The 15,572-nt window shown below is 66.0% G+C and carries 14 protein-coding genes; 9 read left to right on the forward strand and 5 right to left on the reverse strand.

Going from position 1 to position 15,572, the window contains the following annotated elements; translation table 11 throughout:
- Positions 1-22 precede the first annotated feature (22 nt).
- From IWX75_RS12970 to IWX75_RS12980, 3 genes are read left to right on the forward strand one after another with little or no spacing between them, the layout of a single operon-like run.
- Positions 23-1,009 carry a nitrilase-related carbon-nitrogen hydrolase gene (locus IWX75_RS12970; protein WP_196822650.1) on the forward strand — a complete coding sequence of 329 codons (987 nt, stop codon included), beginning with the start codon at positions 23-25 and terminating at the stop codon, positions 1,007-1,009.
- The gene (locus IWX75_RS12975) at positions 1,006-2,022 is read left to right on the forward strand and encodes an agmatine deiminase family protein (protein WP_334684329.1); all 1,017 of its coding nucleotides are present in this window, start codon (positions 1,006-1,008) and stop codon (positions 2,020-2,022) included. The genes IWX75_RS12970 and IWX75_RS12975 overlap by 4 nt, the downstream gene beginning before the upstream one ends.
- Entirely contained in the window at positions 2,019-3,566 is a 1,548-nt protein-coding gene (locus IWX75_RS12980; RefSeq protein WP_196822700.1) for an APC family permease, read from the forward strand. The genes IWX75_RS12975 and IWX75_RS12980 overlap by 4 nt, the downstream gene beginning before the upstream one ends.
- A gap of 132 nt (positions 3,567-3,698) precedes the next feature.
- Here IWX75_RS12980 and IWX75_RS12985 read toward each other — a convergent pair whose 3' ends face one another.
- On the reverse strand, positions 3,699-4,508 hold the full coding sequence (locus tag IWX75_RS12985) for a glycosyltransferase (RefSeq protein ID WP_196822651.1): 810 nt from the start codon (positions 4,506-4,508) through the stop codon (positions 3,699-3,701).
- A gap of 160 nt (positions 4,509-4,668) precedes the next feature.
- Here IWX75_RS12985 and IWX75_RS12990 point away from each other — a divergent pair, with 160 nt between their 5' ends.
- Positions 4,669-5,526 (forward strand): Rieske (2Fe-2S) protein, encoded by an 858-nt coding sequence (locus IWX75_RS12990; RefSeq protein ID WP_334684330.1) that lies wholly within the window; start codon positions 4,669-4,671, stop codon positions 5,524-5,526.
- A gap of 70 nt (positions 5,527-5,596) precedes the next feature.
- On the opposite strand, the gene IWX75_RS12995 is transcribed toward IWX75_RS12990, so the two are convergent.
- Positions 5,597-7,114 carry a DHA2 family efflux MFS transporter permease subunit gene (locus tag IWX75_RS12995; protein WP_196822653.1) on the reverse strand — a complete coding sequence of 506 codons (1,518 nt, stop codon included), beginning with the start codon at positions 7,112-7,114 and terminating at the stop codon, positions 5,597-5,599.
- 134 nt (positions 7,115-7,248) lie between these two features.
- Between IWX75_RS12995 and IWX75_RS13000 the strand changes: the two genes are divergently transcribed.
- The 4 genes from IWX75_RS13000 to IWX75_RS13015 all read left to right on the forward strand — a co-directional run bounded on the left by IWX75_RS13000 (position 7,249) and on the right by IWX75_RS13015 (position 12,781).
- A complete protein-coding gene (locus IWX75_RS13000) occupies positions 7,249-8,025 on the forward strand; it encodes a thioesterase family protein (protein ID WP_196822654.1) in 777 nt (258 codons plus the stop codon).
- 65 nt (positions 8,026-8,090) lie between these two features.
- On the forward strand, positions 8,091-9,122 hold the full coding sequence (locus IWX75_RS13005; protein ID WP_196822702.1) for an aldo/keto reductase: 1,032 nt from the start codon (positions 8,091-8,093) through the stop codon (positions 9,120-9,122).
- A 101-nt stretch (positions 9,123-9,223) separates the two neighbouring features.
- A complete protein-coding gene (locus IWX75_RS13010) occupies positions 9,224-9,955 on the forward strand; it encodes a lipoate--protein ligase family protein (protein ID WP_196822703.1) in 732 nt (243 codons plus the stop codon).
- A gap of 93 nt (positions 9,956-10,048) precedes the next feature.
- Positions 10,049-12,781: an alpha-amylase family glycosyl hydrolase gene (locus IWX75_RS13015; RefSeq protein ID WP_334684331.1), complete on the forward strand. Its 2,733-nt coding sequence runs from the start codon at positions 10,049-10,051 to the stop codon at positions 12,779-12,781.
- Between the two features lie 92 nt (positions 12,782-12,873).
- Here the strand turns inward: IWX75_RS13015 and IWX75_RS13020 are convergent, their stop codons facing one another.
- The 3 genes from IWX75_RS13020 to IWX75_RS13030 all read right to left on the reverse strand — a co-directional run bounded on the left by IWX75_RS13020 (position 12,874) and on the right by IWX75_RS13030 (position 14,912).
- Positions 12,874-13,503 (reverse strand): MBL fold metallo-hydrolase, encoded by a 630-nt coding sequence (locus IWX75_RS13020; RefSeq protein WP_196822655.1) that lies wholly within the window; start codon positions 13,501-13,503, stop codon positions 12,874-12,876.
- A complete protein-coding gene (locus IWX75_RS13025; protein WP_196822656.1) occupies positions 13,503-14,588 on the reverse strand; it encodes an S-(hydroxymethyl)mycothiol dehydrogenase in 1,086 nt (361 codons plus the stop codon). The genes IWX75_RS13020 and IWX75_RS13025 overlap by 1 nt, the downstream gene beginning before the upstream one ends.
- Positions 14,589-14,654: 66 nt before the next feature.
- The gene (locus IWX75_RS13030; RefSeq protein ID WP_334684332.1) at positions 14,655-14,912 is read right to left on the reverse strand and encodes a mycoredoxin; all 258 of its coding nucleotides are present in this window, start codon (positions 14,910-14,912) and stop codon (positions 14,655-14,657) included.
- Between the two features lie 168 nt (positions 14,913-15,080).
- Here IWX75_RS13030 and IWX75_RS13035 point away from each other — a divergent pair, with 168 nt between their 5' ends.
- Entirely contained in the window at positions 15,081-15,380 is a 300-nt protein-coding gene (locus IWX75_RS13035) for a chorismate mutase (protein WP_196822657.1), read from the forward strand.
- Positions 15,381-15,572: the final 192 nt, after the last annotated feature.

The following is a 15,572-nucleotide window of genomic DNA, read 5'->3' on the forward strand; positions in this document are numbered from 1 at the left end:
GCACCCATGTTTGGAGCACCCGTTGAAAGAAGTTTTCGCGCTTGACCCCTTGCCCTCCTTGAGCCGCACCGAGGGCAGCAGCAGGCCCCCGTTGAGGGTGGGCCTGATCCAGCACCGCTGGCACGCCGATGCAGCAGTACTGCGGGAGGAACTGCTCACCGGCATCGGACGCGCTGCGCAGGTCGGGGCGAAGGTGGTGTTCCTTCCTGAACTGACGCTGTCCCGATACCCGGCTGACACGTTGCCCGATTCGACTCCCGGGAGCGCAGCGGAGGACCTCCTGACAGGACCCACCTATCGATTGGCATCGGAGGCCGCCGCCAGGTACGGGGTCCTCGTTCACGCGTCGCTGTATGAGAAGGCCGAAGCGCAGGACGGGCTCGGCCTGAACACCGCAATCCTCGTCTCCCCGTCGGGGGAGCTCCTGGGCAGGACGCGAAAGCTCCACATCCCCGTCACCGCGGGATATCACGAGGACAAGTACTTCCGGGCGGGCCCTGCCGGCGCCGATGCCTACCCCGTCTACGAGAACGCGCAGCTGGGAGGGGCGAAGCTGGGGCTGCCGACCTGCTGGGATCAATGGTTCCCCGAGCTGGCACGCCTGTACTCCCTGGGCGGGGCCGAACTACTCGTCTACCCGACGGCCATCGGCTCGGAACCGGACTTCCCCGATTTCGACACCCAGCCCCTGTGGCAGCAGGTCATCGTCGGGAACGGGATTGCCAACGGGCTGTTCATGATCGCCCCGAACCGCTGGGGCGATGAAGGAAACATCACCTTCTACGGTTCATCCTTCATCTCCGACCCGTACGGCCGCATCCTCGTCCAGGCTCCTCGGAACGAATCCGCTGTCCTCGTCGCGGACCTCGACCTGGACCAGCGCCGGGACTGGCTCGGACTCTTCCCCTTCCTGGCCACGCGCCGTCCTGACACCTACGGCGCCCTGACCGCATCCGTGCAGGAACCCGCGAAGTACGCGGGAGCGCACCACGAGAACACACCAGTATGAGCTGGAGCATGCCCGCGGAGACGGCACCACAGGACCGGACCTGGATGGCCTTCCCTCCCGGTGGGTACACCCTCGGGGAGACCCCGGAGGAGGCGCACGAAGCCCGGGCCACCTGGTCGGCCGTGGCCCGAGCGGTTCTTGAGTTCCAACCCGTCACCATGGTTGTGGATCCGAAGGATGCCGGTACCGCGGCCCGCTACCTCCCCGCGGAAACCGACGTCGTCTACGCGCCACTCAACGATGCCTGGATGCGCGACATCGGTCCCACCTTCGTGAAGGATCGGGCCGGTGCGCTCGCCGGAGTGGACTGGACCTTCAACGGTTGGGGACAGCAGGAGTGGGCCCGCTGGGACAAGGATTCGGCCATCGGCGAACGCGTCACCCGGTGGGCCGACGGAAAACTCGTCGACTCGTCCCTCGTGAATGAAGGCGGCGCCATCCACGTGGACGGCCGCGGCACAGTCCTGGTCACAGAAACAGTGCAGCTGGACCCTGACAGGAACCCGGGAGCCTCGAAAGCAAGCGTGGAAGCCGAGCTGGCCCGCACCCTCGGAACGACCAACGTCATCTGGCTGCCGTGCGGGCTCACCCGCGACTCGGAACAGTACGGAACGCGGGGCCATGTGGACATGACCGTGACGATCCCCGCCCCCGGCACCCTGCTCGTGCACTCGCAGGAGAACCCGGCACATCCCGATTTCCTCGTCACACAGCGGATCCTCGAAACCCTGAGGCGGTCCACCGACTCCGACGGAAACCCCTGGACCATCATCGAGGTGCCCGCTCCCACCGTCCTACAGGACGCCGAGGGCTGGGTCGACTACAGCTACATCAACCACGTGGTCGTGAACGACGGCGTCATCGCCTGCAGTTTCGATGACCCGGCAGACGAGGCGGCTCGGGACATCCTCGCCGCCGCATACCCCGGACGGCGGGTTGTCAGTGTCGACGCCCGACCGCTCTTTCACAGAGGAGGCGGAATCCATTGCATAACCCAACAACAACCAAGCTGAACCGACAAGCCGGCAGGCATCCCCGGGAAAACCACGGCCGGGAATACCTTGAAACGTCAGCCAAAGGACTGGCCACAGGCCAGCTCGGGCTGCTGGCGATCGTTGTCATCGGTATCTCGACCATCGCCCCCGCCTACGTCCTGACCAGCACGCTCGGCCTGACCGTCGCCGAAATCGGGGTTCACCTCCCCGCTATCTTCATCGTCGGCTTCATCCCCATGTTCCTGGTCGCGCTCGCCTACAAGGAACTGAATGCGGACTCACCCGATAGCGGCACCACCTTCACCTGGGTGACCAAGGCCTTCGGCCCCTTCGTCGGATGGATGGGCGGATGGGGGCTCCTCGCGGCCAACATCATCGTGCTCTCGAACCTGGCCGGCGTCGCCGTCGACTTCTTCTACCTGTTCCTGGCCCAACTCACCGGCAATCCCGATCTTGCGGACCTGACCGCGAACAAACTGCTGAACATCCTCACCTGCCTGGCCTTCATGGGTCTGGCCGTCTGGGTGTCCTGCCGGGGGATCCGTACCACCCGGTCAGTGCAATACGTCCTCGTCGGTTTCCAGCTGCTCGTGCTCACCTGGTACACCGTGCAGGCCTTCGCCAGGATTGCTGCCGGCAACGCCTCGGGTCTCGCTTTCAGCTGGGAGTGGTTCAACCCGCTGGGCATCGAGAGCTTCTCGGCCTTCGCCGCAGGGCTGTCCCTGTCGATCTTCGCGTTCTGGGGGTGGGACGTCTGCCTCACCGTCAGTGAGGAGGCCACCAACGGACGGCGGACGTCGGGGCTCGCCGCTACCATCGCCGCGGTAGCCATCCTGGTCATCTACCTGCTGGGATCCATAGCCACCGTCATGTTCGCCGGGGTAGGGGACACCGGACTCGGGCTCAACAACCCCGACAACTCCGAGAATGTCTTCACCTCGCTCGCGACGCCGGTGATGGGGCCCTTCGCGATCCTGCTCTCCCTGGCGGTCCTGTCCAGCTGCGGAGCGTCACTGCAGTCCACGTTCGTCTCACCGGCCCGGACCCTCCTCGCCATGGGCTACTACCGAGCCCTTCCGCAGAGCTTCGCGAAGGTGAATCCCCGCTTCAGTTCCCCGATCTACGCCACGATCTTTGCCGGCGTCGTCTCCGCCGCGTTCTACGTGCTCATGCGCATCATCAGTGAGAACGTCCTCAACGACACCATCCAGGCACTCGGGCTGATGATCTGCTTCTACTACGGCCTCACCGCCCTCGCCTGCGTCTGGTATTTCCGGGCATCGCTCTTCAGCAGCGTCAGGAACTTCATCTATCGGCTGTGCGCGCCGCTCCTTGGCGGAATCGGGCTGACCGTCGTGTTCCTCCAGACCGCCATCGACAGCTGGGATCCCAGCTTCGGCAGCGGCTCGGAACTCTTCGGTGTGGGACTTGTCTTCGTCATCGGCATCGGCATCCTGCTGGCCGGAGCGCTCGTGATGATGGTGTTCTACCGGCGCAACCCGGACTTCTTCACCGGCCGGACACTGACCAAGGACACCGCATCACTCGTCATCCCCGAGTAAGTACGGAGAGTCCGAGGGTCTCGACCCAGGGAACCCCGGCGGATCGTTCCGCCGGGGTTCCCTGCGCAGTGCTCTCGGTTCGATCGCTGACCCCAGCGGCTCGGCAAAGGTGGGCTACAGGTAGGGGCGGTATCAGCGCACGTCGATGGTCTTGACGATCCTTCCGCGCAGCCGCGGCACCATATGGTGCAGGCCCATCAGGCCGAGGCCGTACTTCCGCACCCGCCTCATCGAGGTGGCCACCCTCAGCTGGGAATCGATGTAGATGGAGGAACGCCCGAACATCCTGGATATCTTGACCGAGTAATCGATATCCTCGTCGCGCTGCGCTATCGAGGTGCGTCCGAAACCCCCTACCGCTTCGTACGCCGTCGCACGCGTAGCCATGTTGTGCCCGGCGACGAACCGCAGGTAGTGCGGGTTGAGGTAACCGATCGCCATCATCATGCGCAGGGCCTTCAGGGCCGAGGGCATCACGACGTCGTCGCTTCGCCGGTAGTACTGGTCGTCCAGCGGCACGCTGCTGCCACCCACCAAGCAGAGGGCGGGCCGGTTCCTGAAATGGTGCTGGATGCGCGTCGTCCAGTCCGCTGACGGAACGCTGTCGCCGTCGGTGCGGGCGATCACGGTATGGCCGTCCGCGATCGCCCGGCGGAATCCGGTGTCCGAGGCTGCTCCCGTGCCCTTTTCCTCCTCGTCAAGGATGGTCAGGGGAAAACCCTCCCTGGAGCGTAGCCAGGACTCAACCAGCGCGCGGGTACCGTCAGTGGAGGCGTTGTCCACGACATAGTGCTGGACGACGCCTTGCAGGTCCTGGGCATACAGGGCGTCCAGGGTCCGCTGGATGAGTGGTTCGTTGTAGACGGGGACAACGACTGCCAGCCGCTCACCGCGACCTTCAGTGGAAGGTGCATCGAGCTCTGCCCTGGCATCAAATCCCATAAATCAATACTAAGCGTGCTGATTGATGCGCATTGCACTGCGCCTGTTCCCATCCTGTAAACCAAGTGGAACAGTAGAAGGGTCCACGCTCTCCGACATTTCCCCTGGTGCTTGCGCCGAGAGGAACAGGGGTTGCGCCGCTGCGTTCCAAGGAGGTTCCGTGAATCTACTGCACGTCATCATCGACTCCATCGAAGGGCTCAAGCCGCTCGACAAGGTCGCGGACCCGGTTGCCGCAGCGGTGAGCAAGGTCGTTCAGCCGCGACACATCCGGAACACCCTGAGCGGTGCTGCGATCGGGCACTCCGTCCACCCCGTGCTCATCGTCGTGCCCGCCGGAGCCTGGCTCATGGCTTCGTTCCTCGATTTCGCGGGGGGAAAGGGCTCGAGCCACGCAGCGGCCCTTCTGGTGAACGTCGGCATCGCCTCCGCGGTGCCCGCCGCCGTCACCGGCCTGCACGACTGGTCGGACACCCAGGGGAAGGAGCGCCGGGTCGGCCTCGTGCACGCGGCAGGCAACAGCGTCGCGTTGGTGCTCTACGGGGCGTCCTCGATCGCGCGCGTCAAGAACCACCACGGGCTGGGAAAGCTTCTCGGTCTCGCCGGCCTCGGATCCATGGGCTTCAGCGCCTACCTCGGGGGCCACCTGGCCTATGGCAGTGGCGTGAATGTCAACCGCACCGCCTGGCACGAGGCACCCACGGAATGGACACGGGTCGCAAGTGACGCCGACGTCGTCGAAGGCGGACGCCATACGACCGAGGTCAACGGTGTGCCGATCCTGCTCCTGCGCCACGACGGGAAGCTCACGGCCATGGACAGTGTCTGCAACCACCTGGGTGGTCCCCTCGAGGACGGGACGGTGAAGGACGGCTGCATCGTGTGCCCGTGGCACCAGAGCATGTTCCGGCTCGACGACGGCAAGAACTACCGCGGGCCGGCGAGTGTGCCGCAGCCCGTCTTCGAGACCCGTGTGACGAGCGACGGTTTCATCGAGCTGCGGCAGCCCGTGTCCTGACCGGCCCAGCAAAAAGCCCCGCCCGGACGTGAACTGCTTCCAGTTCGGGCGGGGCTTTCCGTGGAGATCGTCAGTGCACGGGCGACGGGGCGTCGTTGGATGCGGGTTTCCGCACGAAGAACGAGGCTACGACGGCCACCAGGAAGATCACCGCTCCGTACAGGAAGGCGGCACGGATGCCGCCTGCCATCGCGGGGAGTTGCGCGACGCCGTCGGACGCGAGCGCTGTGGACTGGAGGGTCATGACCGAGATGAACAGCGCCGTTCCCGCGGCGCCCGCAAGCTGCTGGGTGGTACCGAAGATGGCGCTTCCGTGCGAGTACAGGGCGGGCTTCACGGACCCGAGCGCGGAAGTCAGCAGGGGAGTGAACATCAGGGCCAGGCCGATGCTGAGCATCACGTGGGCAATCAGCACGAGGTGAACCGGCGTCGACTCGGTCACCTGCGTCAGGGCCCAGAACACTGCGCTCACCAGCAAGGCGCCCGGAACGAGCAGGACGCGTGGCCCGTGACGGTCGAAGACACGCCCGACGACGGGCCCGAGCAGTCCCATGGCCAGACCGCCCGGCAGCAGGAGCAGGCCGGAGGCCAGCGGGTCCATCCCGAGAACGTTCTGCACGTAGATGGGCAGAAGGATGATGGTGCCGAAGAGCGCCATCATGCTCACCGCGATGGCGATGATCGACACCGTGAAATTCATCGAGGTGAAGACGCGGAGGTCGAGCAGGGCGCTGTCCCTGCGTTGGAGCACGATCTGCCGGATCACGAACAGCGCCAGGGCAACAAGCCCGACGGCGAGCGGCGCCCAGGGCGGCAGAGCGCTGCCCTCCGACGCCTCACCGAGCTGGCTGAAGCCGAAGATGATGCCGCCGAAGGCGAGCGCCGACAGGACTACCGAGAGAATATCGATGGACGAGCGTTTCGGAGTGGTGACGTTCTGCATCTTCACCGCGCCGATGGCGAGGGCTCCCAGGGAGATCGGCAGGACGAGCCAGAAGATCCAGCGCCAGTCGAGCACGCTCAGGATGGCGCCCGAGATGGTCGGGCCGAGGGCGGGCGCCACCGAGATGACGATCGAGATGTTGCCCATGGTCCTGCCGCGCGACGCCGGCGGTACGAGGGTCATGACGGTGGTCATGAGGAGGGGCATCATGATGGCGGTCCCGCTGGCCTGGATGACGCGGCCGACGATGAGGATCCCGAAGCCCGGCGCGAGGGCTGCCACGAGGGTACCCAGGCTGAAGAGGGCCATTGCAGCCAGGAAGACCGGTCGGGTATGGAAGCGCTGCAGGAGGAATCCGGTCACCGGGATGACCACGGCCATGGTGAGCATGAAGGCGGTGCTGAGCCACTGGCCAGCGCCCACGGTGATTCCGAGGTCCGATACGAGGCGGGGAATTGCAACGCCCATGATGGTTTCATTGAGGATCACCACGAAGGCGGAGATCAGCAGCAGGGTGATCACGAGCTTGTTGCGTGCCTCGGTGTCGGCATCGCCGGTCGGGCGGCTGAGCGGGGCCGAAAGGGCGGGTGCCGGGATGTCGGCTGATGTGGCGCCCGCGAGCTGGGAAGGTGGACTTTGCGGCATGGAATGTCTTTCGGAGCATGGGAGGATCAGGAAATGCGTACGCCACACCTACTCGTTCCGAGCACAGGGCTATCAGTGGCGACAACGACCCCGGCCTTCGCTTCTATTCCTGCTTTACACCAAGGACTGCTCCTATGACCGATTCCTATTACCGCACCCTGGCGCCCGGGCACTTCGAATCAACGATCCACGCACAGGGCGCCTGGAATCCCGAGGAGCAGCACATGGCTCCGATTTCCGGCCTGCTGACCCAGTGCCTCCTCGACCACGAACCGCGCCCGGGGATGCAGCTGGCACGCATCAGCTTCGAGATCCTCGGCATGATTCCCGCCGGCAAGTTCGCCGTCGAAACCCGGACCGTCCGCCCCGGGCGCACCATCGAGCTGCTCGAGGCAGAGATGACGGTGGACGGCAGATCCATTCTCCAGGCACGGGCCTGGCGCCTCGCAGCAGGGGACACCGCCGCAGTTGCCGCCGTCGAGGATTCCCCCATGCCCGGCCCGGAAGAGGCGGGGCCATTCGACGGAATGACCCAGTGGCCCGGCGGGTACATCGAATCGCTGGATTTCCGGGTGGTCGAAGGCCACCGGCCCGGCCGTGGCCAGGTATGGCTCCGGACGCCGTACCCGATGCTCGAGGACACGTCCTCGCCGGACCTGGTGCGGCTCGTCGGAATGGCCGACGCCGCCAACGGGATCGCCACCAGGGTGCCTCCAGGACCGGGCAGCTGGATGTTCCCCAACGTGGACCTGCAGCTGCATTTCCACCGCATGCCGGCGGGCGAGTGGCTGGGCCTCGACACGCGCGTCACCTTCGGCACCCATGGGGTGGGGCTGACGTCGTCCGTGCTGCACGATGCGGCCGGCCCCTTCGGCCGCTCGGAACAGATCCTCACCCTGCGCAAGCTCTGACGTCGCCCGGACCCGACTACGCTTTCCAGAGGCATCACCACCTCGAACACCAAGGGAGATCAATGATGGAGTACCGGAAACTGGGCAACAGCGGAACCGCCGTGTCCGCCTACGCGCTCGGCACCATGACGTTCGGTGCTGAATCGGATGAAGCGCAGTCCCACGCCGTCCTCAACGATTACGCTGCCGCCGGCGGGAACCTGATCGACACCGCCGACGTCTACACGGCCGGTGCCTCGGAAACGATCATCGGGTCCTGGTTGGCGAAGAACCCGACCGAGCGCGACGCCATGGTTCTTGCCTCGAAGGGGCGCTTTCCGATGGGCGAGGGCGTCAACGACCTCGGTCTCTCCCGGCGCCACCTGCGACGCGCCCTCGAGGCGTCCCTGACCCGCTTGGGCGTCGACCACATCGACCTCTACCAGGTGCACTCCTGGGACCCGCTGACACCCCTCGAAGAGACACTAGGTTTCCTCGACGAGGCGGTGCGGAGCGGAAAGATCAGCTACTACGGCTTCTCCAACTACACCGGCTGGCAGTTGACCAAGGCGGTCCTCACGGCCCGGGCGCGCGGCTTCAGCCTGCCCGTCACGCTGCAGCCCCAGTACAACCTGCTGGTGCGCGAGATCGAGGCGGAGATCGTCCCGGCAGCGCTCGACGCCGGCATGGGCCTGCTGCCGTGGTCGCCGCTGGGCGGGGGCTGGCTCACCGGAAAGTACAAGCGGGACACCTCGCCTACCGGCAAGACCCGCCTGGGGGAGGACCCGGCGCGGGGCATGGAGGCGTGGGACAAGCGCAACTCCGAAGAACGCACCTGGCGCATCGTGGACGCGGTGGTGGACATCGCCGCTCAACGGAAGGTGACGCCGTCCCGCGTCGCGCTCGCCTGGGTCGCTGCACAGCCGGCAGTCACGTCGGTGATTCTGGGAGCGCGCACGCAGGAACAGCTCGCCGACAACCTGGGAGCAGCCGCGCTTCGACTGTCCTCCGAGGAGATGGAACTGCTCGACACCGTCAGTGCACCCACCTTCGGCGACTACCCCTACGGCACGCCGGGGATCGAACAGCGGAGCAGGAAGATCGACGCCGGCCGCTAGCCCGAGCTCCCGACCAGCCCGCGTTGCCCGAGAAGCTGCGCTATAAATGAGGGACTGAATCCCAGCTGTTGCAGGTGACGTACGAAATGGAGCCCGGCCACATGACGAACGCGTGGTCGGGCTCCGGCACTCTCACCGTCCAGCGACTGGGGGAATCAGCCGGCGCAGCCGAGGACCTCGACGCGGGCATCGAGTTGCTCCGCAAGGTTGGGGCGGGTACCACGGGTGCCACCCTGCGGTTGTACCGTCCAGCGCCTACGATGGCCTTCGGGCAGCGGGACTCGCGCCTGCCGGGATTCCCTGCGGCTGCGGCTGCCTGCCTGGACCAGGGCTTCGAGCCGCTGGTCCGCCGGGCAGGCGGGCGGGCGGCCGCCTATCACCAGGGCTGCCTCGTCGTCGACCACGTGGAGCCGCACGCCGACGCAGTCGCCCGGACGAAGGCACGCTTCGTGGCCTTCGGAAATCTTTTCGCCGAGTCCCTGCAGGACCTCGGGATCGACGCCGCCGTCGGCGAGATTCCGGGGGAGTACTGTCCGGGTGAGTTCAGCGTGCACGGGACCGGCGAGCACCGGCCCCCGGCGGAACCGCTCAGCGTGAAATTGGTCGGCACGGCGCAGCGGGTCATCTCCGGTGCCTGGTTGTTCTCTTCGGTGATCGTGGTCGAGGACTCGGCGCCGATCCGGCGGGCCCTGACCTCCGCGTACTCGGCACTGGGGCTGGACTGGGATCCCCGGACCGCAGGCGCCGCCGAGGACCTCGTGCCGGGCATCACAGTGGACGACGTCGAAGCGGCAGTGCTGAGGGCCTACGCCCGGACGGTGGACCTGGCATAGCTGGAGCGACGCGCTGCAGGCAGCGACATCCGCCCGATCGGTTCGGAATGTGATGGGATACACATCGTGCAGTGACCTCTCAAAGGAGATAGTTTGATACCCCGCCATGCCACCGTCGTCGTGCTCACCGCCCTTGTTGCAGGCTCCATCGCTGCGTCGCCGGCCCTCGCTGCCCCCAAGGAACCATCGCTTCACGCATCCACCCCGCCGGCCTCCGCCGCCCAGCACTCGCTGCGCGCCGCCGTGACGGACGAGAACTTCTACTTCGTCATGGCCGACCGGTTCCAGAACGGTACGTCGGCCAACGACGACGGCGGGCTCGGTGCCGACCCGCTGGTTTCCGGTTTCGACCCGACCCACAAGGGCTTCTACAACGGAGGCGACCTCCTGGGCCTGAAGGACCAGCTCGATTACATCGAGGGCCTGGGCACCACCTCGATCTGGCTCACCCCGAGCTTCAAGAACCGCGCAGTGCAGCCCGAGGACGGGTCTGCCGGCTACCACGGCTACTGGATCACGGACTTCACCCAGATCGACCCGCACCTCGGCAGCAATGAGGACCTCAAGGCCCTGATCGATGCCGCTCACGCGCGGGGCATGAAGGTCTACTTCGACATCATCACGAACCACACCGCAGACGTCATCGGGTACGACGCCGGCGAACGGGCGCCCTACATCTCCAAGGACGAGGAGCCCTACCGCGACGCGGACGGCAACGAGTTCGACGACCGCGACTTCGCAGGTACGGGCACGTTCCCCGAGCTGGATGCGGCAACATCGTTTCCCTACGTGCCGGTGGTGCCCGAGGTCGACAAGCACCTGAAGGTGCCCGAGTGGCTGAACGATCCGACGCTCTACCACAACCGTGGAGATACCACCTTCGCGGGCGAGGATGCCTACTACGGTGATTTCTTCGGCCTTGACGACCTGTCCACCGAGAATCCGCGGGTGGTGAGCGGGATGGCCGATATCTACAAGACCTGGATTGCCGATTTCGGGGTGGACGGCTTCCGGATCGACACGATGAAGCATGTCGACGACGAGTTCTGGAAGACCTTCGGACCCGAGGTGCTGACCTTTGCCCAGGAGCAGGGCAAGGACGAATTCTTCATGTTCGGCGAGGTCTTCGACACCTCGAAGGCCTTCACCTCGCAGTTCACCACCCGCAACCGGATGCAGTCGGTCCTGGATTTCCCGTTCCAGGCAGCCGCACGCGGCTATGCGTCCCAGGGTGCGCCCGCCAGCAGCCTCGAGTCCTTCTTCGCAGGAGACGACTGGTACACCGATGCCGACTCGAACGCCTACAGCCTCCCGACGTTCCTCGGCAACCACGACATGGGACGCATCGGCAGCTTCATCGCCGCCGACAACCCCGCAGCGGCCGAGGACGAACTCCTTGCACGGGACACCCTCGCTCATGAACTCATGTATTTCTCCCGCGGCAACCCCGTGATCTACTACGGCGACGAGCAGGGATTCACCGGCCCGGGAGGTGACCAGAACGCGCGGCAGACCATGTTCGCGAGCCTGGTCGACGAGTATCTCGACGACGACCTGCTCGGTACCGAGTCGACCCACGCGGCCGACAACTTCGACACCAGCCACCCGCTCTACACCGGCATCAGGACCCTCGCGGAGGTGACGGCGGAGCACCCTGCGCTGCGCAACGGCGCTCACCAGCACCGGTACGCCTCGGAGGGACCCGGCGTCTACGCCTTCTCCCGCATCGATGCCCGGGATCAGCGCGAGTACGTCGTCGCCCTGAACAACAGCACTGAACCCCAGAGCGCGTCCATCCCGACATACACGGACAAGCGCAATTTCGACCTGGTGTACGGCGACGCCGCAGGACGCGTCAAGTCCGCAGCGGATGGGACTCTCGCGCTGACCGTTCCCGCGTTGTCCACCGTGGTCTACCAGGTGTCCGGCCGGATCCCCCGTTCCGAAGCGGCACCCGGCGTCACCCTCCGGGAACCCGCACCGGCAGCCGAGGACAACGCCCGCATGAGGGTTGCCGCCGACGTCGGAGGCTCCTCCTTCTACGAAGTCACCTTCGAGGCCCGGACAGCGGGAGGGGACTGGGAGAGCATCGGCACCGACGACAACGCCCCATACAGCGTCTACCACGACGTCAGCGGCCACGCGACCGGTGCGGTCCTCGAGTACCGGGCGGTGGTGCTCGACAACGGCAAGCACACGACGATGTCCGCCGTGCGCCCGGCAACCGTACCTGCGCCGAAGCTCACCATGGGCCTGCCCGTCGAGGGCTCACGGTTCCAGGGCGACGTCGAGGTCACCGCGACCGCGAGCCCGGAGAAGGCCGACCACGCAGTGACCCTTCAGCGCAGTGTGGCCGGCGGGGAGTGGACAGCAATCGGGGTGGACGACTCGTCCCCCACATACACCGCCGTCGATGATCTCGCTGTCCTGGACCTGAGCGAGGGCACGGAAATCCGTTACCGTGCGCTGCTCGATGGGTCCGCAAGCGACATCCGGACGGTGACCGTCGGTTCGGCGGCGATCGAACAGCCGGCTAGCGTCGGCGTCGCCGGAAGCCTCGACTCGGAACTCGGTTGCGGGTCGGACTGGGACCCTGCGTGCGACAAGGCCCAGATGCGCTTCGACGAGGCAACCCGGCTATGGATCCTCGAGGTCGTGGACCTGCCTGCCGGACAGTACGAGTACAAGGCCGCCCTGAACCGTTCCTGGGACGAGAACTACGGCGCCGGCGGCGGCAGGGACGGGAGCAACATCGCCTACGACCACCCCGGCGGACCGGTGACTTTCGTGTATGACCACGACACCCACATCATCGCCACCAGGTAGGAGTCGGACGACAACGGCCGGGCCCACAGGGGCCCGGCCGTTGCTCATCCAGCAGGGCCGCAGATCAGCGACCCCTGCTGCCGGACCGCACGCTAGTGTCCGCGGGCAATCCACTCCTCGAGCTGCGGAGCCTCGGCACCGATCGTCGTGCTGTCGCCGTGACCCGTCCGGGCGATGGTGTCCGCCGGAAGCGTCAACAGTTTCGACCGGATCGACTCGATGATGGTGGGGAAGTCGCTGTAGGAACGCCCGGTGGCGCCAGGTCCGCCCTGGAACAGCGTGTCCCCGGTGAAGACCGTGCCGGCTTCCTCGAGGAAGTAGCACACCGACCCGGGGGAGTGCCCTGGAGTGTGCAGCGCACGCAACGTGACACCGGCCACCTCGACGGTATCGCCGTCGAGGATCTCCTGGTCGGGACTCAGCTCGGGAAACACCTGGTTCCACAGCACGCGGTCCTCCGGGTGGAGGTAGATGGGTGCGTGGACGGCGTCGCACAGTTCGCCGACCGCGCGGATGTGGTCATCGTGGGCATGCGTCAGCAGGATGGCCTTCACGGCACGCCCGTTGATCTGGTCGACAATGGCGGCGGCGTCGTGGGGGGCGTCGATCACCACGCATTCGACGTCGTCCCCCACGATCCAGACGTTGTTGTCGACGTCCCACGTGCCGCCGTCGAGCGAAAATGTTCCCGATGTCACGAGGTGCTCGATCCGCGCCGCCATCAGAGCTCCACCACCGAGCGCAGCACGGTGCCGTCATGCATCTTGGTGAAGGCTTCCTTCACCTGGTCGAGTCGGATCCGCTCGGTGACGAAGGCATCCAGATCCAGGTTGCCCTGCAGGTAGTGGCTGACCAGCATCGGGAAATCCCGGCTCGGCAGGCAGTCGCCGTACCAGGACGACTTCAGTGACCCGCCGCGGCCGAACACGTCAAGGAGCGGCAGTTCGATCGTCATGTCGGGGGTGGGCACGCCCACCAGCACCACGGTGCCCGCAAGGTCGCGGGCGTAGAACGCCTGCCGGTAGGTTTCGGGGCGGCCGACGGCGTCGATGACGACGTCGGCTCCGTTGCCCCCGGTCAGCGCCCGGATCGCCTCGACGGGGTCCTCCTCCTTGGAGTTGATGGCGTGCGTGGCACCGAGGCCCATCGCGAGTCCGGTCTTCCGCGAGTCGATGTCGACGGCGATGATCGTCGTCGCTCCCGCGAGTTTCGCTCCGGCGACCGCTGCGATGCCCACCCCGCCGCATCCGATGACGGCCACCGAGTCACCACGCTGCACATTGCCGGTGTTGATCGAGGCGCCGATGCCCGCCATGACGCCGCAACCCAGCAGGCCCACGGCGGCGGCGTCGGCGTCGGGGTCGACCTTGGTGCACTGCCCCGCAGCGACAAGTGTCTTCTCCGCGAAGGCACCGATGCCGAGGGCGGGCGACAGCTCAGTGCCGTCCTCGAGCGTCATCTTCTGGGTAGCATTGTGCGTGTTGAAGCAGTACTGAGGCTCTCCACGGCGACAGGCGCGGCATTCACCGCACACAGCACGCCAGTTGAGGATGACGCGGTCTCCGGGCTCGATCGAGGTGACGTCGTCGCCGACCGCGCTGACCACGCCGGTGGCCTCATGCCCCAGGAGGAAGGGGAAGTCGTCGCTGATGCCGCCCTGCTGATAGTGGAGATCGGTATGGCAGACACCGCACGTCAGAATGTCCACGAGCGCCTCGCCGGAGCCTGGGTCGGGGACAAGGATCGTTTCGACGGTTGCCGGGGCGTTCTTCTCTCGAACTACAACAGCCTGGACTCTATGGGCCATAACGGGACGTCCTCTCGGTGGGAGCTGGCCGATGATCGGCCTGCTCCAGCATATTCGCGCGGAGCCCTATGCGCTCAGGCGGCTCTTGACCTCGCTGAGGGAAGGATTCGTTGCCGCTGAACCATCAGGGAAGAGGACCGTCGGAACCGTCTGGTTCCCACCGTTCAGCGATTCGACGAGCTCCGCGGTCCCCTCGACGTCCTCGATGTTGATCTCGCGGTAGCCGATGCCCTGCGCGTCGAGCTGCGACTTGAGTCGCCGGCAATAGCCGCACCAGGTGGTCGAGAACATGGTGATGGTTCCTGCGTCGGGCGTGAAGTCCACGGTGCTCCTCGGGTTGGATTCGGGTGCACGTCTTGAATCGTGCACAGGCGTCAACCACGGCGACGGGCAATCAATTCCTGGACGACATCCCGGACACCCCGACTATCTGCCTCGGCTCCTGGAGTTCCTTCGGCCTACCGCGCTTTCAATTGTCGATAGTCTCACTACATGGCCGATGACACGACAGACACCGCAGGAAAGCTCAACGCCGTGCGCGAGGCGATCAACGAGGTCGACGAGCAGATGGTCGCCCTGATCTCCCGCCGTGAGCGCCTGGTGCGACGCGCAGGAGCGCTCAAGCACGACGACGCCTCCGTGCGTGCACCTGCCCGCGTGGAACAGGTCATCAGCAACGTGCGCGGCTATGCCGAGAAACAGGGGGTCGACCCGACCGTCGTCGAGGAAACCTACCGGGCCATGATCTCGGCGTTCATCGAACTGGAGCTCAAGGTGCGCCGCGAGCTCTGACAGCCCCGGGCCCGGACTGCGCGGCGGAAGGCGTGGTATCGAGTGTCACGCCCGCATACTTCCACACCCGGCGTCGGCCCTGCCAGAAATGCCCGCCCTGTCGCTCAACGCGTGGCACCGGACATCGCCGGGCGTTTCCGGGATGGATCGGAACCGTTTCCGTGCCGTGGCTGGTTGGTGGGCCTACTGGCC

This window comes from Arthrobacter sp. CAN_A6 (assembly GCF_015751715.1).
Classification (GTDB): domain Bacteria; phylum Actinomycetota; class Actinomycetes; order Actinomycetales; family Micrococcaceae; genus Arthrobacter_D.

What these genes read in the sequence shown, in the direction of transcription:
- IWX75_RS12975 (WP_334684329.1), top strand. Translation starts at nt 1,006, where the DNA reads ATGAGCTGGAGCATGCCCGCGGAGACGGCACCACAGGACCGGACCTGG.
- IWX75_RS12985 (WP_196822651.1), bottom strand. Translation starts at nt 4,508, where the DNA reads ATGGGATTTGATGCCAGGGCAGAGCTCGATGCACCTTCCACTGAAGGT.
- IWX75_RS12995 (WP_196822653.1), bottom strand. Translation starts at nt 7,114, where the DNA reads ATGCCGCAAAGTCCACCTTCCCAGCTCGCGGGCGCCACATCAGCCGAC.
- IWX75_RS13000 (WP_196822654.1), top strand. Translation starts at nt 7,249, where the DNA reads ATGACCGATTCCTATTACCGCACCCTGGCGCCCGGGCACTTCGAATCA.
- IWX75_RS13005 (WP_196822702.1), top strand. Translation starts at nt 8,091, where the DNA reads ATGGAGTACCGGAAACTGGGCAACAGCGGAACCGCCGTGTCCGCCTAC.
- IWX75_RS13010 (WP_196822703.1), top strand. Translation starts at nt 9,224, where the DNA reads ATGACGAACGCGTGGTCGGGCTCCGGCACTCTCACCGTCCAGCGACTG.
- IWX75_RS13020 (WP_196822655.1), bottom strand. Translation starts at nt 13,503, where the DNA reads ATGGCGGCGCGGATCGAGCACCTCGTGACATCGGGAACATTTTCGCTC.
- IWX75_RS13025 (WP_196822656.1), bottom strand. Translation starts at nt 14,588, where the DNA reads ATGGCCCATAGAGTCCAGGCTGTTGTAGTTCGAGAGAAGAACGCCCCG.
- IWX75_RS13035 (WP_196822657.1), top strand. Translation starts at nt 15,081, where the DNA reads ATGGCCGATGACACGACAGACACCGCAGGAAAGCTCAACGCCGTGCGC.